Source organism: Pseudomonas sp. O39 (genome assembly GCF_045447295.1).
In the GTDB taxonomy this organism is placed as follows: domain Bacteria; phylum Pseudomonadota; class Gammaproteobacteria; order Pseudomonadales; family Pseudomonadaceae; genus Aquipseudomonas; species Aquipseudomonas antarctica_A.
Map to the genome: position 1 here is coordinate 72,628 of NZ_JBJGXV010000003.1, position 15,868 is coordinate 88,495.

Annotated in this window: 13 protein-coding genes and 1 pseudogene; 11 read left to right on the forward strand and 3 right to left on the reverse strand. The window is 60.2% G+C overall.

Annotated elements, in window-relative coordinates; translation table 11 throughout:
• The first annotated feature begins 41 nt into the window (after positions 1-41).
• Positions 42-2,540, forward strand: coding sequence for a LuxR C-terminal-related transcriptional regulator (locus ACI77D_RS05160; RefSeq protein WP_407016177.1), 2,499 nt, complete (start codon positions 42-44; stop codon positions 2,538-2,540).
• 4 nt (positions 2,541-2,544) lie between these two features.
• Here the strand turns inward: ACI77D_RS05160 and ACI77D_RS05165 are convergent, their stop codons facing one another.
• Positions 2,545-3,423 carry a helix-turn-helix domain-containing protein gene (locus ACI77D_RS05165; protein WP_221295624.1) on the reverse strand — a complete coding sequence of 293 codons (879 nt, stop codon included), beginning with the start codon at positions 3,421-3,423 and terminating at the stop codon, positions 2,545-2,547.
• A 138-nt stretch (positions 3,424-3,561) separates the two neighbouring features.
• Between ACI77D_RS05165 and ACI77D_RS05170 the strand changes: the two genes are divergently transcribed.
• On the forward strand, positions 3,562-4,464 hold the full coding sequence (locus ACI77D_RS05170) for a DMT family transporter (protein WP_221295623.1): 903 nt from the start codon (positions 3,562-3,564) through the stop codon (positions 4,462-4,464).
• Positions 4,465-4,593: 129 nt separating this feature from the next.
• Here ACI77D_RS05170 and norR read toward each other — a convergent pair whose 3' ends face one another.
• Entirely contained in the window at positions 4,594-6,141 is a 1,548-nt protein-coding gene (gene norR / locus ACI77D_RS05175; protein ID WP_064454079.1) for a nitric oxide reductase transcriptional regulator NorR, read from the reverse strand.
• Positions 6,142-6,288: 147 nt separating this feature from the next.
• On the opposite strand from norR, the gene hmpA reads away from it, so the two are divergent.
• Together hmpA and ACI77D_RS05185 are read left to right on the forward strand one after the other, a co-directional pair.
• Positions 6,289-7,470 carry an NO-inducible flavohemoprotein gene (hmpA, locus tag ACI77D_RS05180; RefSeq protein ID WP_221295622.1) on the forward strand — a complete coding sequence of 394 codons (1,182 nt, stop codon included), beginning with the start codon at positions 6,289-6,291 and terminating at the stop codon, positions 7,468-7,470.
• Between the two features lie 233 nt (positions 7,471-7,703).
• Positions 7,704-8,210, forward strand: coding sequence for a disulfide bond formation protein B (locus tag ACI77D_RS05185; protein WP_407016178.1), 507 nt, complete (start codon positions 7,704-7,706; stop codon positions 8,208-8,210).
• A gap of 474 nt (positions 8,211-8,684) precedes the next feature.
• On the opposite strand, the pseudogene ACI77D_RS05190 reads toward ACI77D_RS05185, so the two are convergent.
• Positions 8,685-8,975, reverse strand: a pseudogene (locus ACI77D_RS05190) (hypothetical protein).
• A 27-nt stretch (positions 8,976-9,002) separates the two neighbouring features.
• On the opposite strand from ACI77D_RS05190, the gene cyoA reads away from it, so the two are divergent.
• The 7 genes from cyoA to ACI77D_RS05225 all read left to right on the forward strand — a co-directional run bounded on the left by cyoA (position 9,003) and on the right by ACI77D_RS05225 (position 15,798).
• Positions 9,003-9,944 (forward strand): ubiquinol oxidase subunit II, encoded by a 942-nt coding sequence (gene cyoA / locus ACI77D_RS05195; RefSeq protein WP_064454076.1) that lies wholly within the window; start codon positions 9,003-9,005, stop codon positions 9,942-9,944.
• A gap of 3 nt (positions 9,945-9,947) precedes the next feature.
• Positions 9,948-11,966 (forward strand): cytochrome o ubiquinol oxidase subunit I, encoded by a 2,019-nt coding sequence (gene cyoB / locus ACI77D_RS05200; protein WP_064454075.1) that lies wholly within the window; start codon positions 9,948-9,950, stop codon positions 11,964-11,966.
• 3 nt (positions 11,967-11,969) lie between these two features.
• Positions 11,970-12,596, forward strand: a complete 627-nt coding sequence (locus ACI77D_RS05205) for a cytochrome o ubiquinol oxidase subunit III (RefSeq protein WP_016971084.1) — start codon at positions 11,970-11,972, stop codon at positions 12,594-12,596.
• Positions 12,596-12,937, forward strand: a complete 342-nt coding sequence (cyoD, locus tag ACI77D_RS05210) for a cytochrome o ubiquinol oxidase subunit IV (protein WP_010206434.1) — start codon at positions 12,596-12,598, stop codon at positions 12,935-12,937. The genes ACI77D_RS05205 and cyoD overlap by 1 nt, the downstream gene beginning before the upstream one ends.
• Before the next feature lie 11 nt (positions 12,938-12,948).
• Positions 12,949-13,836, forward strand: a complete 888-nt coding sequence (gene cyoE, locus ACI77D_RS05215) for a heme o synthase (RefSeq protein ID WP_014719864.1) — start codon at positions 12,949-12,951, stop codon at positions 13,834-13,836.
• 103 nt (positions 13,837-13,939) lie between these two features.
• Positions 13,940-14,638: a 7-cyano-7-deazaguanine synthase QueC gene (queC, locus tag ACI77D_RS05220; RefSeq protein WP_064454074.1), complete on the forward strand. Its 699-nt coding sequence runs from the start codon at positions 13,940-13,942 to the stop codon at positions 14,636-14,638.
• Between the two features lie 77 nt (positions 14,639-14,715).
• Positions 14,716-15,798 carry a pyridoxal phosphate-dependent aminotransferase gene (locus ACI77D_RS05225; protein ID WP_407016179.1) on the forward strand — a complete coding sequence of 361 codons (1,083 nt, stop codon included), beginning with the start codon at positions 14,716-14,718 and terminating at the stop codon, positions 15,796-15,798.
• Positions 15,799-15,868 lie beyond the last annotated feature (70 nt).

Genomic DNA, 15,868 nt, shown 5'->3' on the forward strand with positions numbered 1-15,868 from the left:
TAGGCGTCAGGTTGCATAACAATAAAAAGCAGGATGCAGCAATGACCGCCATGACACGCTGCCTGGACCGTCCTGGATTCATGCCACGGCTGTCCGCTCACCATCTGTTGCGCCCGCGCCTGACCGAGCCTTTGCTCGCAGCGCCCGTCAGGGTCAAGTTGCTCTGCGCGCCGGGCGGCAGTGGCAAGAGTGCGTTGCTCGCAGAATGTGCGTTGCAGGCGCCGAAAGGCTGCCAGGTCTACTGGCTGCCGCTCAATGGCGCGGTCCTCAGCCCCTACGAATTTTGTGAGCGTCTGGCGCACAACCTGGGGCTGCCCTTTGTCGATGAAGCCAGCTTGTTGCTCGACCTCAACCGCTGGCAGCACGCGGCGTGGATATTTCTGGATGACTTCTGCCGTCTGCCCGCGCCTGGGCTGGATGCGTTGCTCGATCGTTTACTCAACGTCGCCAACCCGGCACTGACCTGGTGGCTGGGCGCGCGACGCCGGCCGGTGTGCAACTGGCCACGGCTGTTGCTCGACGATGAGTTGTTGGAGTGCAGTGAGTTGGCATTCAGCCCCGCGCAGGTCCAGCAATTGCTTGGCCCTGGGCTGACTGTCGACAGCGTGATGCAGTTCAGCGCCGGTTGGTGTGCGGGTGTGCGTATCGCCCTGCTGGGCGACGGTCATCCGGACAAGACCTTGCTCGACTACCTGCAGCACGAGCTATTCAGTACCTTGCCGGTCGAACTGGCGGATGCCTGGCGTGTGCTGGCGCATCTGCCGCGTTTCAACCCGAGCTTGTGTGAGCACCTGTTCGGCTCTGGCGACGGCGATCAGTACCTGCGGGATTTGCAGGCACTGGGTGCATTTATCCAGCCATGGGAAGACACCACCGATTGGCTTCAAGTGTTCCCGCCGCTGGCGCGATTGCTATGCGATGAGCCCTGGCCGGCCAAGCGCTCCTGGCATCGGCGTGCCTGCCAGTGGTTTACCGGTGAGCGCGACTGGCAAGCCGCGTTTGAACAGGCCTTGCTGGCCGAAGAGTACGAAGTGGCGGTGAGCCTGTTACAGCACTTCAGTTTTGAAGACCTGTTCCGCCAGCAGAACGCGCTGCTGCTGTTGCGCCTGCATGAGCAGCATGGCGATGACTTGATGCTCGGTTCCGCGCAACTGGTGGGGCTGTTGACGGCGGCGCTGCTGTTTGCCGGGCGTTTTGACCAGGCGGGTGTGTGCATCGACCAGCTTGCCCGATTTGCCCCGCAACCCAGCGCAGCGCAACAGCGCCATTTGTTGGCCCGCTGGCAGGCGCAATGGGGTTGGCTGTTGCATCTGGGCGGCGATGCCGAGCGTTCCCGCGAACATTTTCTGGAGGCCTTGCAAGCCTTGCCCGATAACGCCTGGACGTCGCGGGTGATGTGCCTCTCGGGCCTGACCCAGCAAGCCTTGCTGCGCGGTGAATTGGACGTCGGCCAAACGTTGAACCGCGAAGCCCTGTGCCTGGCGCGGGCCCACGGCTCGTTGGTACTGGAGGCGTTGCTGGAGCTGGACCACGCGCAATTATTGGAACAACGCGGCGCCCCGTATCGGGCGCAAAGCCTGCTCGAAAATGTGCAGGCGATGCTGATGCAGCAGCGGCTCAAGGCCGGGCCATTGGTGGGGCGCATCGCCCTGCGGCGCGGGCATTTGGCGCTGCGCCAAGGGCAGGACGCACTCGCCGGCGAGTGTTTCGAGGCCGGGCTGACGATGTGTCTGCACAGCCAGGACAAACGCGTGCTGTACGGGTTTCTCGGCCTGGCACTGCTGGCGGCCAACCATGGCGATTACGCCCAGGCTTTTATTCAACTGCGCGAAGCCGAGCGCTTGATGCAGCAACGCCAGGTGCCGGACTCGGTGTATCGCGCGGTGTTGCTGCTGGTCAGTGGGCACTTCTGGTTGCAGCAGGGCCGCGCCGACTTGACCGTGGAGGCGGTGCGCCGGGTGTTGCGCCACTTCCGTGGGCCGCAGGCCCGACAGGCACCGCCGGCCACGCTGGAATTGATTCCACGCCTGGAGTATTTGCTGGTGCTGGCCGAGGTTCGGCTGGGCTGCGCCGACCAACCCATGGTGCGGCTCAATGCCTTGCTCGACACCGCCCGGCAACGCGGCATGCTGTGCCTGGAAACCGAATTGCACCTCGTGCTGGGCGAAGTGGCCTGGCGCCTGGGCGATACGGCCCTGGCCCGTCACGCCCTGCAAACCGGCTTGGAACTGGCGGCGCGTTGCCAGGTACAGCAAGCCATTCGCGAGCTGCGCTTGCGCGCGCCCGGGTTATTGAGTGAGCTGGGGTTGGAGACACCGGCGTCGCCCGGCGGCGTGGCGGAAAACCCCCTGAGCCAACGCGAGCTGGAAGTGCTGCATTTGATCGCCCTTGGCAACTCCAACCTGGAAATCGCCGATCGGCTGTTTATTTCGCTGCACACCGTCAAGACCCATGCGCGGCGTATTCACAGCAAACTCGGCGTGGAGCGGCGTACCCAGGCGGTGGCCAAAGCCAAGACGTTGGGCTTGATGCGGGGCTGAAGGTTCAGGCGGTGCAGAAGGCCTGGCGGTATTCACCGGGCGTCGCGCCCATGGCTTGGCGAAAACGATGGGTGAAGTGGCTGGCGCTGGAGAAACCGCACATCCAGGCAATGTCACCGAGGGGCAGGGCGCCACCGCGCAATAGGGTTTGTGCACGAACCAGCCGTCGCGCCAGCAGGTATTGATGGGGCGGCAAGCCGAAGCTTTGGCGGAACATCCGCGCGAAATGGTATTCCGACAGCGCGCACAGGCCGGCCAGTTGCCCCAGGCTGATCGGGTCCTCCAGGTGGTGGTCGATGTAGTCCACCAACAGCCGCCGCTGATGCGCGGCCAACCCGCCTTTGAGGCGCAGGCCGTCACGCGCGCCTACCTGGCTGAGCAAGGTGTGGCTGAGCATTTCATGGGCCAGGCTGCTGGTCAGCAGGCGCTCGGCGGGCTCGTGCCAGTTGAGGGCGATCAATTGGTGAAAGCGCCGGGCCTGGCTTGCGTCTTCGAGAAACGTGCTTTCGCGCAGTTGCAGTTCGCGTGGTTCGCGGTCGAGCAGGGTGACGCAGCCGAGGGCGAATTGTTCCGGGCTGAAATACACGTGGGCCAGGCGGATCTCGCCGTTGATCACCCAGGCCGACTGGTGTTCGGCCGGCAGGATGCACAGCTTGTCGGGGCCGCCCTTGGTGCCCGGCTGGTCGCGGCGAAAGGTGCCGGTGCCGCCGCCGATGTAGCAGGACAAGGTGTGATGGCTGGGCGCCTGGTAATCCTGCGAGTCGTGATGGTTGCTCCACAAGGCCGCAGACAAGCCGTCACCGAGCTCGGCGCAGGCTTCCAGGCGAGCGTTGGGCGAGCGGTTGAGGGCTTGAAAGACTTGCAGGGATTCCAGATCAGGCATGGCGTGTGCTCTCCGACGCCTTGCATCCTACTCCGCGCCGCTGGCGCTGTGAGCCCACTGCCCGACAAAAGCGCAAGAATGTGCAAGAGCGCTCCCGGGGTGGCGGGTGACACTGTGGCTCAATCGACGGAGCCCGCTATGAACCTTTTCCTGTATTTACTCACCGTGCTGATCTGGGGCACCACGTGGATTGCACTCAAGTGGCAACTGGGCGTCGTGGCGATTCCGGTGTCGATCGTCTACCGCTTTGGCCTGGCGGCGCTGGTGCTGTTTGTACTGTTGCTGCTGAGTCGCAAGTTGCAGGTGATGAACCGTCGCGGGCACCTGATCTGCCTGGCGCAAGGGCTGTGCCTGTTCTGCGTCAACTTCATGTGCTTTCTCACCGCCAGCCAGTGGATTCCGAGTGGCCTGGTCGCGGTGGTGTTCTCCACGGCCACGCTGTGGAACGCCCTCAATGCCCGGGTGTTTTTTGGCCAGCGGGTTGCGCGGAACGTGTTGATGGGCGGCGCGCTCGGGTTGATGGGCCTGGGTTTCTTGTTCTGGCCGGAATTGGCGGGGCACACCGCCAGCCCACAGACCTTGCTCGGCCTGGGCTTGGCCTTGTTGGGCACGATGTGTTTTTCGGCGGGCAATATGCTCTCCAGCCTGCAACAGAAGGCCGGGCTCAAGCCGCTGACCACCAATGCCTGGGGCATGGCGTATGGCTCGGCGATGCTCGCAACCTACTGCGCGGTGCGCGGGATTCCGTTCGAGATGGATTGGAGTGCGCGTTATGTCGGCGCATTGTGGTACTTGGTGATTCCGGGGTCGGTGATTGGTTTTACCGCCTACCTCACGCTGGTTGGCCGCATGGGGCCGGAGCGCGCGGCGTACTGCACGGTGTTGTTCCCGGTGGTGGCGCTGAATGTGTCGGCGTTTGCCGAGGGGTATCAGTGGACGGCCCCGGCGCTGATGGGGTTGGTGCTGGTGATGTTGGGGAATGTGCTGGTGTTTCGTAAGCCCAAGCCTGTGACCCCTGTCTACAAGGCGAAGGCAATCTAATGTGGGAGGGGGCTTGCTCCCGAAAGCGGTGTATCAGTGCCAGAGTTGTTGCCTGACACGCCGCATTCGCGAGCAAGCCCGCTCCCACATGGACCGAGGTGTCTACCGCCGCTTGGCAACCCCGTTGGTTTATTTGAGGCCCAGACGCTTGGCCATGCGGCCCAGGTTGGCGCGGTCCAGGCCGAGTTCGCGGGCGGCGCTGGCCCAGTTGTGCTGGTGGCGTTCCAGGCAGGCGCTGATGATTTGGCGTTGGTAATGCTCGGTGGCCTGGCGCAGGTCGCCGGTGACAACCGGGACTGCCTCGGCCTGGGCTTCGATCTCCGGCGGCGCGCTGACGTCGGGCAGGTCCAGGTCTTGCGCATTCAAGCTCAAAATTTTCGGACGCTCGCGGCAGTTACCCAGGGCCTTGAGTGCGCTGCGTCCGATCAAATGTTCCAACTCCCGCACGTTGCCCGGCCAGTTATAGGCCAGCAATGCCGCCTGGGCATCGCTGCTCAGGCGCAGGCTGCCCAAGCCCATGCGCGAGCGGTTCTGCTCCAGGAAGAACCCCGCCAGCAGCAGTACATCGCGACCGCGTTCGCGCAACGCCGGCACTTGCAGCGGGTACACGCTCAGGCGGTGATAGAAGTCGGCACGGTAGCGGCCATTGCGCACTTCTTCGGCCAGGTCGCGGTTGGTCGCGGCGATCAGGCGCACATCCACCTGATGTTCCTTGTCCGAACCGAGGCGCTGCAACTGGCCACTTTGCAGCACGCGCAGCAGCTTGGCCTGCACGGTCAGCGACAATTCGCCGACTTCATCCAGAAACAAGGTACCGCCGTTGGCCAGCTCGAACTTGCCGCGACGCTCATTCAGCGCGCCGGTAAAGGCGCCGCGCACATGCCCAAACAGTTCGCTCTCCACCAGGGTTTCCGGCAGGGCGGCGCAGTTGAGGCTGATCATCGGCTTATCCGCGCGGGGCGATGCTGCGTGAATGGCTTGGGCCACCAGCTCCTTGCCCACGCCGGTCTCGCCGGTGATCAGCACGGTCAGGTCACTGCCACCGACCAGTGTGATTTCCTCGACCAGACGCTTGTGCGCCTTGCTCTGGCCGATCATTTCCTTGTGCTGCTGGCCGCTGGCCTGGCGGTAGATCTCGGCACGCTGATGCTCATCTTCGGCGCGCAACGCCAGGCGCTCGATACGTTCGGCCACGGTGACCGTGGCCGCCGCCAGGCTGGCGAAGGCTTGCAGGGCATCCAGTTCGACGCGCTCGAAACGCTCGGTGTCCAGCGCGTCGAGGGTCAGCAGGCCCCAGGGTTTGTCGTCGATAAACAGCGGGCAGCCCATGCAGTCGTGCACTTGCAGGTGCCCATGCAGGCCATCGACCAAACCGTCGTAGGGGTCGGGCAGTTCGCTGTCGCTGTCAAAACGGGTAGGCCCGGGGCTGCTCAGCAGCACGGCGAAGCGCGGGTGTTCGCTGACCTTGAAGCGCCTACCGAGGGTGTCGAGGCTCAAACCATCCACCGCCAGGGGCACCAGCCATTCACCGTCCAGGCGCAACAACGCAGCGGCGTCGCATGGCAGCAGGGCGCGCATGGCTTGCAGCAGGCGCCGATAGCGCTCGCTTTCGGGCAGTTCGCGGGACAGGTCGGCGACGAGGGGCAGCAGGGTGGTGAGCAGCGATTGCGCAGTCATAATGACTCCTTGTAGTCCTTGTGACTATATTGCGTAGGAAGTCATATTGACTACTTAATATTTAAGTCATTGAAAAATAAACAATAATAAGTTGGCATGAATACTGAGTAAGTAAAGGCATTCAGTAATAAGACCCAGGAGTCTGCCATGCTTAGTGCCCAAGACCGTGCCATCGTCAAATCCACTGTGCCCCTGTTGGAAAGCGGCGGCGAAGCGCTGATCACGCATTTCTACCGCATGATGCTCAGCGAGTACCCGCAGGTTCGCCCGCTGTTCAACCAGGCCAATCAGGCCAACGGCGACCAACCCCGCGCCCTGGCCAATGGCGTACTGATGTACGCGCGGCATATCGACCAGTTGGACCAACTGGGCGACCTGGTCGCCAAGATCATTAACAAACACGTGGCCTTGCAAATCCTCCCGGAGCACTACCCAATTGTGGGCGCCTGCTTGCTGCGTGCCATCTCCGAAGTGCTCGGCAACGAAATTGCCACGCCTGAGGTGCTGAGCGCTTGGGGCGCCGCCTATGGCCAGTTGGCCGACATCCTGATCGGCGCCGAAGCCGCCATCTACGACGAAAAAGCCCAGGCCCCGGGCGGCTGGCGCGGTGCACGGCCGTTCCTGCTGGTGAAGCGGGTGGAGGAGAGTGACGAGATCATCTCGTTCTATTTTGCCCCGGTGGACAACGGCCCGATCCTGGCCGCCGCGCCGGGCCAGTACATTGGCATGAAGCTGGTGGTTGACGGCGAAGAAGTGCGCCGTAATTACTCCTTGTCAGCCTTGAGCGACGCGGGCCTTTACCGCATCAGCGTCAAACGCGAGGCCGGTGGCCGGGTGTCCAACTTCCTGCATGACCAAATGCACGTCGGCGCGACCATTGACCTGTTCCCGCCGTCGGGTGAGTTCACCTTGGTCGCCAGCGATAAACCGCTGGTGTTGATCAGCGGTGGCGTGGGCATTACCCCGACCCTGCCAATGCTCGAAGCGGCCTTGGCGACTGAGCGCCCGGTGCACTTTATCCACTGCGCCCGTAACGGCGGGGTGCATGCGTTCCGTGATTGGGTGGACGCCCTGGCGGCCAGGCACCCGCAACTCAAACGCTTTTACTGCTATGCCGAGGACGACGGCGTAAGCCCTGCGGCGGACAAGGTCGGGATGCTGAGCCAGGAGCAACTGGCGGCATGGTTGCCCGAACAGCGCGACCTGGACGCCTACTTCCTGGGCCCTAAAGGCTTCATGGTGGCGATCAAACGCCACCTCAAGGCTCTGGGCGTTCCCGAGCAACAAGCCCGTTACGAGTTCTTCGGCCCGGCTGCGGCGCTGGAATAATTGTCCGGAAACGACGCTGCCCAATTGTGGGGGCGGGCTTGCTCGCGAAAGCGGTGGATCAGTCACTTTAAATGTCGACTGACACGCCGCCTTCGCGAGCAAGCCCGCTCCCACATTGCTCCTCCATTTCCCCCTGATTAATCCGCTGTTAACCCCCTTCTGTTTTAACCATCCCCTGTGTGTAAACTTGCGGCCATCAGGCATAAACCATAATCAGGTAAAGGGAAACGGGGATGAGTGACGAATTGCGTATAGGCAGGGAGCGGCGCTTTCTGGTGTTGCTGGGCATCATCTGCCTGGCGCTGATCGGCGGTGCGCTGTACATGCAAGTCGTGTTGGGCGAGGCGCCGTGCCCGCTGTGCATCCTGCAGCGCTATGCCTTGTTGTTGATTGCAGTATTTGCGTTCATCGGGGCTGCAATGCGCCGCAAAGGCGCAGTCACGCTGTTTGAAGGGTTGGTCGTACTCAGTGCGCTGGGCGGCGTCGCTGTGGCCGGCCACCATGTGTACACCCAGTTCTTCCCGCAAGTCAGCTGCGGCATCGATGTGCTGCAGCCGATTGTTGATGACTTGCCGCTGGCCAAGGTGTTCCCGCTGGGGTTCCAGGTTGATGGCTTCTGCAGCACGCCGTACCCGCCGATCCTCGGCCTGTCGCTGGCGCAATGGGCGCTGGTGGCGTTCGTGCTGACGGTGATTCTGGTGCCACTGGGCATTTACCGGAATCGTCGACCCAACGCCTGAGCCCGTTCACTGAAACGCCCCGGCCCTCCTTGAAGGAAGGCCGGGGCGTTTTTGTTTGTAGGGATTTGTGAAAGCGCTGTGACGAGGGGCAACTTGAGGTGCGCGCAGCGTGCGACATGTTGTCACACGGAAGCCGCCGCAGGACGTTTCTGGTGCGTCGGGCCTGCCCTTAAATTTGCGCCACACGGCCAAATTGTGCTGTCAGTTCGTGGTTTGAATGATGCCGCGAGTGCCGCATGGTTCGAGCCGTTCGGTGATGTCCGAATGCCTTGTATTATGGGGACTTGGATGCGTTTTGCATGCCCTTACAGCGTGTAAGGGTTGAGGGGCTGTGCTCAATAACACGGCAATTTTTGTGGTTTTTGTGGAGAATCGAACACGATAAGATCGCGAACCTTTGCAGGAATGGTGAAGGATTGTTGCTGGAATCGATAAAAATTATTTCTTTATAAGACATGGTTTATACATCGCTAGCTAACTACAATCGCCCGCACTGGATGTCCGGTGCTGTTCAATATTTGAGCATTGGAGCGGTCGAGGGGCAGAGGGATGGCTCTGTGCGACCCCAGGTTCCGGCAGCCTTTCAACTTTCCGCACCAAATGGAATTGGTCTGTAACAAGGCCTTTAACCACGAAATCGAATAAGAACTCACCGCAGGTCCGTGAAACGTCCATTTATGGCGTGCCGGGCAGGCTCTTATTCAATCGAAGAGAAATGCCAACCCTTGGCAGGGTGAAGTGTTGGCGATCAAAACCCAACTGCATTGCGCAAGCTGCTTTAGAGGTCGTGAGATGAGTAAAAACAGGTACCCCCGATTACTAGGCTTTTTGCCGCTGCTTGGCATGATGTTAATGCTGGGAGGCTGCAAGTGGACCTTGCTCGACCCAAAAGGACAGGTCGGTCTGGATGAACGAAACCTGATCATCACCGCCACCCTGCTGATGCTGCTGGTCGTGGTCCCCGTGATCATCATGACCTTCGCCTTCGCCTGGAAATACCGTGCGTCGAACACCAGCGCGACCTACGCGCCGAAGTGGTCGCACTCCACCAAGATCGAAGTCGCAGTGTGGCTGGTGCCGATCCTCATCATCATTGCCCTGGGTTATGTGACCTACAAGTCCACCCACGCACTGGACCCGTACCGTCCGCTGGAATCCGACGTCAAGCCGATCAACATCGAAGTGGTTGCGCTGGACTGGAAGTGGCTGTTCATCTACCCGGACCTGGGTATCGCCACTGTTAACGAAATCCAGTTCCCGGAACACACTCCGCTGAACTTCAAGATCACCTCCGACGCCGTGATGAACTCGTTCTTCATCCCAGCTCTGGGCGGCCAGATCTACGCAATGGCAGGCATGCAGACCAAGCTGCACCTGATCGCCAACCAGAAAGCTGAAATGGAAGGCATCTCCGCCAACTATAGCGGCGCTGGCTTCACCGGCATGAAATTCAAAGCGATCTCGACAAGCCAGGAAGATTTCGACGCCTGGGTAGCCAAAGTCAAGGCCGCACCTAAACAGCTTGATCAAGCTGAATACGATGCCCTTGCCAAACCAAGCCAGAACAACCCAGCCGCTCTGTACTCCGCGTACACGCCGGACCTGTTTCAGAAAATCGTCGACAAGTACGAAGGTATGAAGCCAGGCAAGCCGGTCAAGCACGAGAAGAAAGAAGTGGCCGTGGTTGAAGGTTCTGACACGGGCTCGCATTCAACTGCTGGGGCAGAGGAGTAAACGATGTTTGGTAAATTAAGTTGGGATGCGGTCCCGTTCCACGAGCCGATCGTGATGGTGACCATCGCCATGATCGCGCTGGGTGGTCTGGCACTGTTTGCTGCAATCACGTATTTCAAGAAATGGACCTACCTGTGGACCGAGTGGTTGACGTCTGTCGACCACAAGAAAATCGGTGTCATGTACGTCATCGTTGCCATGGTCATGCTGCTGCGTGGTTTTGCCGACGCCATCATGATGCGTACCCAGTTGGCCATGGCCACCGAGGGTTCGCCTGGCTACCTGCCGCCTGAACACTATGACCAGATCTTCACCGCTCACGGTGTGATCATGATCATCTTCATGGCGATGCCATTCTTCACCGGCTTGATGAACCTTGCCTTGCCGCTGCAGATCGGTGCGCGTGACGTTGCCTATCCGTTCCTGAACTCCCTGAGCTTCTGGCTGCTGGTGTCCGGCGTTGTGCTGATCAACCTGTCGCTGGGCGTCGGCGAATTCGCCAAGACCGGTTGGGTTGCGTATCCGCCATTGTCGGGTATCCAGTACAGCCCTGGCGTAGGTGTGGACTACTACATCTGGGCGCTACAGTTATCAGGACTCGGGACGACACTGACGGGGGTCAACTTCCTGGCCACCGTCCTGAAAATGCGCGCCCCTGGCATGAAACTGATGGACATGCCGATCTTCACCTGGACCTGCACCTGGGCCAACGTCCTGATCGTGGCTTCGTTCCCGATCCTGGCCGCTACCATGGCGCTGCTGTCGCTTGACCGTTACCTGGATTTCCACATTTTCACCAACGAACTTGGTGGCAATCCAATGATGTACGTGAACCTGTTCTGGGCATGGGGTCACCCTGAGGTGTACATCCTGATCCTGCCAGCGTTCGGTATCTTCTCTGAAGTGATCTCGACCTTTACCGGCAAGCGCCTGTTCGGTCACCACTCGATGGTCTACGCCTCCGGCGCGATCTCCGTACTGGGCTTCATGGTTTGGCTGCACCACTTCTTCACCATGGGCTCGGGGGCGAGCGTCAACGCCTTCTTCGGCCTGGCGACGATGCTGATTTCCATCCCGACGGGGGTGAAGCTATTCAACTGGCTATTCACCATCTACCACGGCCGTCTGCGTATCACCAGCCAGGTTCTGTGGACCCTGGGCTTCATGGTGACCTTCGCCATCGGCGGCATGACTGGCGTACTGCTGGCCATCCCGGGTGCTGACTTCGTACTGCATAACAGCCTGTTCGTGATCGCTCACTTCCACAACGTGATCATCGGTGGTGCTGTATTCGGTTACATCGCTGGTTTCAGCTTCTACTTCCCGAAAGCGTTCGGCTTCAAGCTGCACGAAGGCTGGGGCAAGGCTGCATTCTGGTTGTGGATCTCGGGCTTCTTCGTTGCGTTCATGCCGCTCTACGCTCTGGGCTTCATGGGCATGACCCGTCGTCTGAACGCTACGACCAACCCTGAGTGGGTGCCGTACCTGTACGTCGCCATGTTCGGTGCGGTGATGATTGCTGCGGGTATCGCCTGCCAGCTGATCCAACTGTATGTGAGCGTGCGTGATCGCAAGCAGAACATGTGCGAATCCGGCGACCCATGGAATGGCCACACCCTGGAATGGTCGACTTCGTCGCCACCGCCGTTCTACAACTTCGCTGTGATTCCTACTGCGAACACGATCGATGCGTTCACCGAAGCGAAGGAAGACGGTACTGCGTACCAGCAGCCCAAGCACTACGAGCCGATCCACATGCCAAACAACACCGCCACTGGCGTGGTGATGGGTGCGCTGTTGACCGTGTTCGGTTTCGCGATGATCTGGCACATCTGGTGGCTGGCAATCGTGGGCCTGGTTGGCACTATCGGTTACTTCATCATTCACGCTGCCCGTGATGATCAAGGCTACATGGTGCCGGTCGAAACGATCGAGCGCATCGAAGCCGAGCAACACGCTCGCCTGGTAGCCGAGAAGAAAATCCCGGCCAACCGTGTAGAAACCTCGTTGGAACAGGCTTAAACCATGTCGAACTTAGTGACCAATGCTGGACACGCCCATGTCGATGACCATGGGCACGATGACCATCACCACGACTCGGGGCCGATGACCGTTTTCGGTTTCTGGCTCTACCTGATGACCGACTGCATCTTGTTTGCGTCGATCTTCGCGGTGTACGCGGTACTGGTAAACAACGTAGCGGGTGGCCCGTCGGGCCACGACATCTTCGAACTGCCTTACGTGCTCGGCGAAACCGCCTTGCTGTTGTTCAGTTCGATCACCTACGGCTTCGCCATGCTGGCCTTCTACAAGGGCAGCAAGAAAGGCGTCCTGAGCTGGTTGGCACTGACCTTCCTGTTCGGCCTGGGCTTCATCGGCATGGAGGTCAACGAGTTCCACCTGCTGATCTCCGAAGGCTACGGCCCGCACCGTTCCGGCTTCCTGTCTGCGTTCTTCACGCTGGTAGGCACCCACGGTCTGCACGTATCTGCCGGCCTGCTGTGGATGGCGGTGATGATGTATCAGGTCAATAAACACGGCCTGACCAACACCAACAAGACCCGCCTGAGCTGCCTGAGCCTGTTCTGGCACTTCCTGGACGTGGTCTGGATCTGCGTATTCACCGTCGTCTACTTGATGGGGACCCTGTAATGGCTAATGCACACTCCCATGACCATGACAGCCATGATGCGAGCCACGGCAGCGTAAAGTCTTACGCTATCGGCTTCATCCTGTCGGTAATCCTGACCCTGATCCCGTTCGGCCTGGTGATGTACCCAACCTTGCCGAAGTCGATCACCTTGATGATCGTTCTGGCGTTCGCGGTGATTCAGGTTCTGGTTCACCTGGTGTACTTCCTGCACCTGGATCGCTCCAAAGAGCAGCGCGATAACGTGATTGCATTCGTGTTCGCAGGTCTTGTGATCCTGCTGCTGGTTGGCCTGTCGATATGGATCATGTTCAGCATCCATACGTTCATGATGGCGAAGTGAGGTAAGACCCGATGTCGCTTAAGCACTTTATCCAAATCACCAAACCGGGGATCATTTTCGGTAACGTGCTTTCTGTGGCAGGCGGTTTCTTCCTGGCCTCCAAGGGACATGTCGATCTGGCCATCTTCCTGGCGGCAATGATCGGTACGTCCCTGGTGGTAGCTTCCGGTTGCGTGTTCAACAACTGCATCGACCGCGACATTGATATCAAGATGGAACGCACCAAGAATCGTGTGCTGGTCCAGGGCCTTATCTCCCTGAAACTGGCACTGATCTACGCGACCGTCCTGGGTGTTGCCGGTGTGGCACTGTTGTACAAGGTGGCCAACCCGTTGGCGGCGCTGTTTGCCGTGATCGGCTTTGTCATCTACGTCGGCCTTTACAGCCTGTACCTCAAGCGCAAGTCGGTTCACGGCACGCTGGTGGGCAGTCTGTCGGGGGCGATGCCGCCGGTGATTGGTTATGTGGCTGTAACCAATAGCTTCGACATGGCCGCGCTGGTGCTGCTGGTGATGTTCAGCCTGTGGCAGATGCCGCATTCCTATGCCATCGCGATCTTCCGCTTCAATGACTACCTGGCTGCTTCGATTCCGGTCCTGCCGGTCAAGCGTGGCATCCAGGTTGCCAAGAAACACATCCTGCTCTACATCCTGGCCTTCCTTGTGGCGACCTTGATGTTGACCTTCAGTGGCTACGCCGGCATGAGCTACCTCGCCGTCGCCGCCGCCATGGGCATGTACTGGTTGTACATGGCCTGGACCGGCTACAAGGCAGTGGATGACACTGTCTGGGCGCGCAAGCTGTTCGTGTTCTCGATCTTCACCATCACCGCGCTCAGCGTGATGATGTCCCTGGATTTCCAAGTGCCGAAAGAGCTGTTGCTGACCTACGCTCACTGATCGTTCAAGCATTAAAAAACCCCGCCTTCGCAAGAAGCGCGGGGTTTTTTATGGCATGCCCTTTAAACTATTCCCACCTTCTACAAATGCAGGAAGCAACGTGATGAGTAAAAAAGCCGTTATGGTCTTCAGTGGCGGGCAGGATTCGACCACCTGCTTGATCCAGGCGCTGCCGCTGTATGACGAGGTGCACTGCATTACCTTCGATTATGGCCAGCGTCATGTGGCGGAAGTTGAAGTCGCACAGCGCTTGGCACAACAACTGGGGGCAACCGTTCATAAAGTGATGGACGTGTCCTTGCTCAACGAGTTGGCCATCAGCAGCCTGACCCGCGACAACATTCCCGTGCCGACCGTGAACAGCTCAGGCGAAAGCCTGCCAAGCACCTTTGTGCCGGGCCGCAATATTCTGTTCCTGACCTTGGCGTCGATCTACGCCTATCAGGTTAAAGCTGAAACCGTGATTACCGGCGTGTGCGAAACCGACTTCTCGGGCTACCCCGATTGCCGGGATGAGTTCGTCAAGGCGCTGAACAAGGCACTTGAACTGGGTATGGATTACACGCTGCGCCTGGACACCCCGCTGATGTGGCTGAACAAGGCCGAGACCTGGGCGCTGGCTGACTACCACCACCAACTGGAACTGGTTCAGCACCAGACCTTGACCTGCTACAACGGCATCATTGGCGCCGGTTGCGGTAATTGTGACGCGTGCAACCTGCGCGCGCGAGGCTTGAGTGACTACCTGCAGAACAAGGCGGATGTCATGCAGAGCCTGAAGCAGAAGCTGCAGCTGAGCTAAATCAGCCGACACCTGCCTCGTCATACTCCTTTGTACGTGCTGTGCGAATTCATCACCCGCCTACAAGGAGTAGCCCCATGGTCAGTGTCAGTCGCCGGTCCCTTCTCGCCTTCGGTGCCGCTTTGCCGGTGCTGGGGCGCCTCGATTGGGCGGTTGCCAGCCCGTCACCGGCAGCGGCTGACACGGTGCGGCTCAACTATAACGAAAGCCCCTATGGCCCCTCGGACGCCGCTCGCGAGGCGATGCAGCGCGGCATCGGCAGCTCCGGGCGTTACCCCTACGGCCACATGTATGCCCTGGCCGGCCTGTTTGCCCGCCAGCAAGGCATTGCCGAAGAACAGGTCGCGGTATTTGCCGGTTCCATGGCGGCCTTGCGCTATGCCGTATTGGCGTTTACCAGCCCGAGCCGCGGGCTGGTAATGGCCACGCCGTCCTACGAAGTGCCGCGCCAGGCGGCCGAGTCGTGGAAGGCGCCGGTGCGGGAAGTGAACCTCGATGCGCGTCACGCCCATGATGTGCCAGCCATGCTCGCCGCCGATCCCCAGGCGGGCATGCTGTACCTGTGCAATCCCAACAATCCGACCGGCACCGTCACGCCCACCGAAGTGATCCGCCAGGCATTGGCGAACAAGCCCAAAGGCAGTGTGCTGGTGGTGGACGAGGCCTACATCGACTTCTCCGACGCCCAAAGCTGTGTCAGTTGGGTCAAGGACCACGACGATTTGCTGGTGCTGCGCACCTTCTCCAAAATATACGGCATGGCCGGCGCACGCCTCGGGCTGGCAATCGGCGCCCCGGCACTGCTGGAGCGTCTGGCAGTGTTCGGCGGCGACAACGTGCCGGCTGCCTCGACGTTGCTCGGCGCCCGGGCAAGCCTGGAAGACCCCAAGCTGCCGGCGCAACGCAAGGCGCTCAACACCCAGTTGCGCGATGAAACCGTGGCGTGGCTCAAGGACCGAGGGTTTACCTGCACCGCGTCGCAGAGCAACTGCTTCATGATCGATGTGAAGCAACCGGCGGAGCAGGTCATCGAGAAGCTGGCTGCACACGGCGTCTTGATCGGGCGGGTGTGGAAAAACTGGCCGCAGTGGGTGCGGGTGACGGTGGGGAACAAGCAGGAGATGGCGCGTTTTCGCGAGGTGTTTGCAGCGACTGTTTGAGCTGATGCAGCTGTTTGAGCAACCCACATCAAATGTGGGCGCTGGCTTGCCTGCGATGCAGGCACCCCGG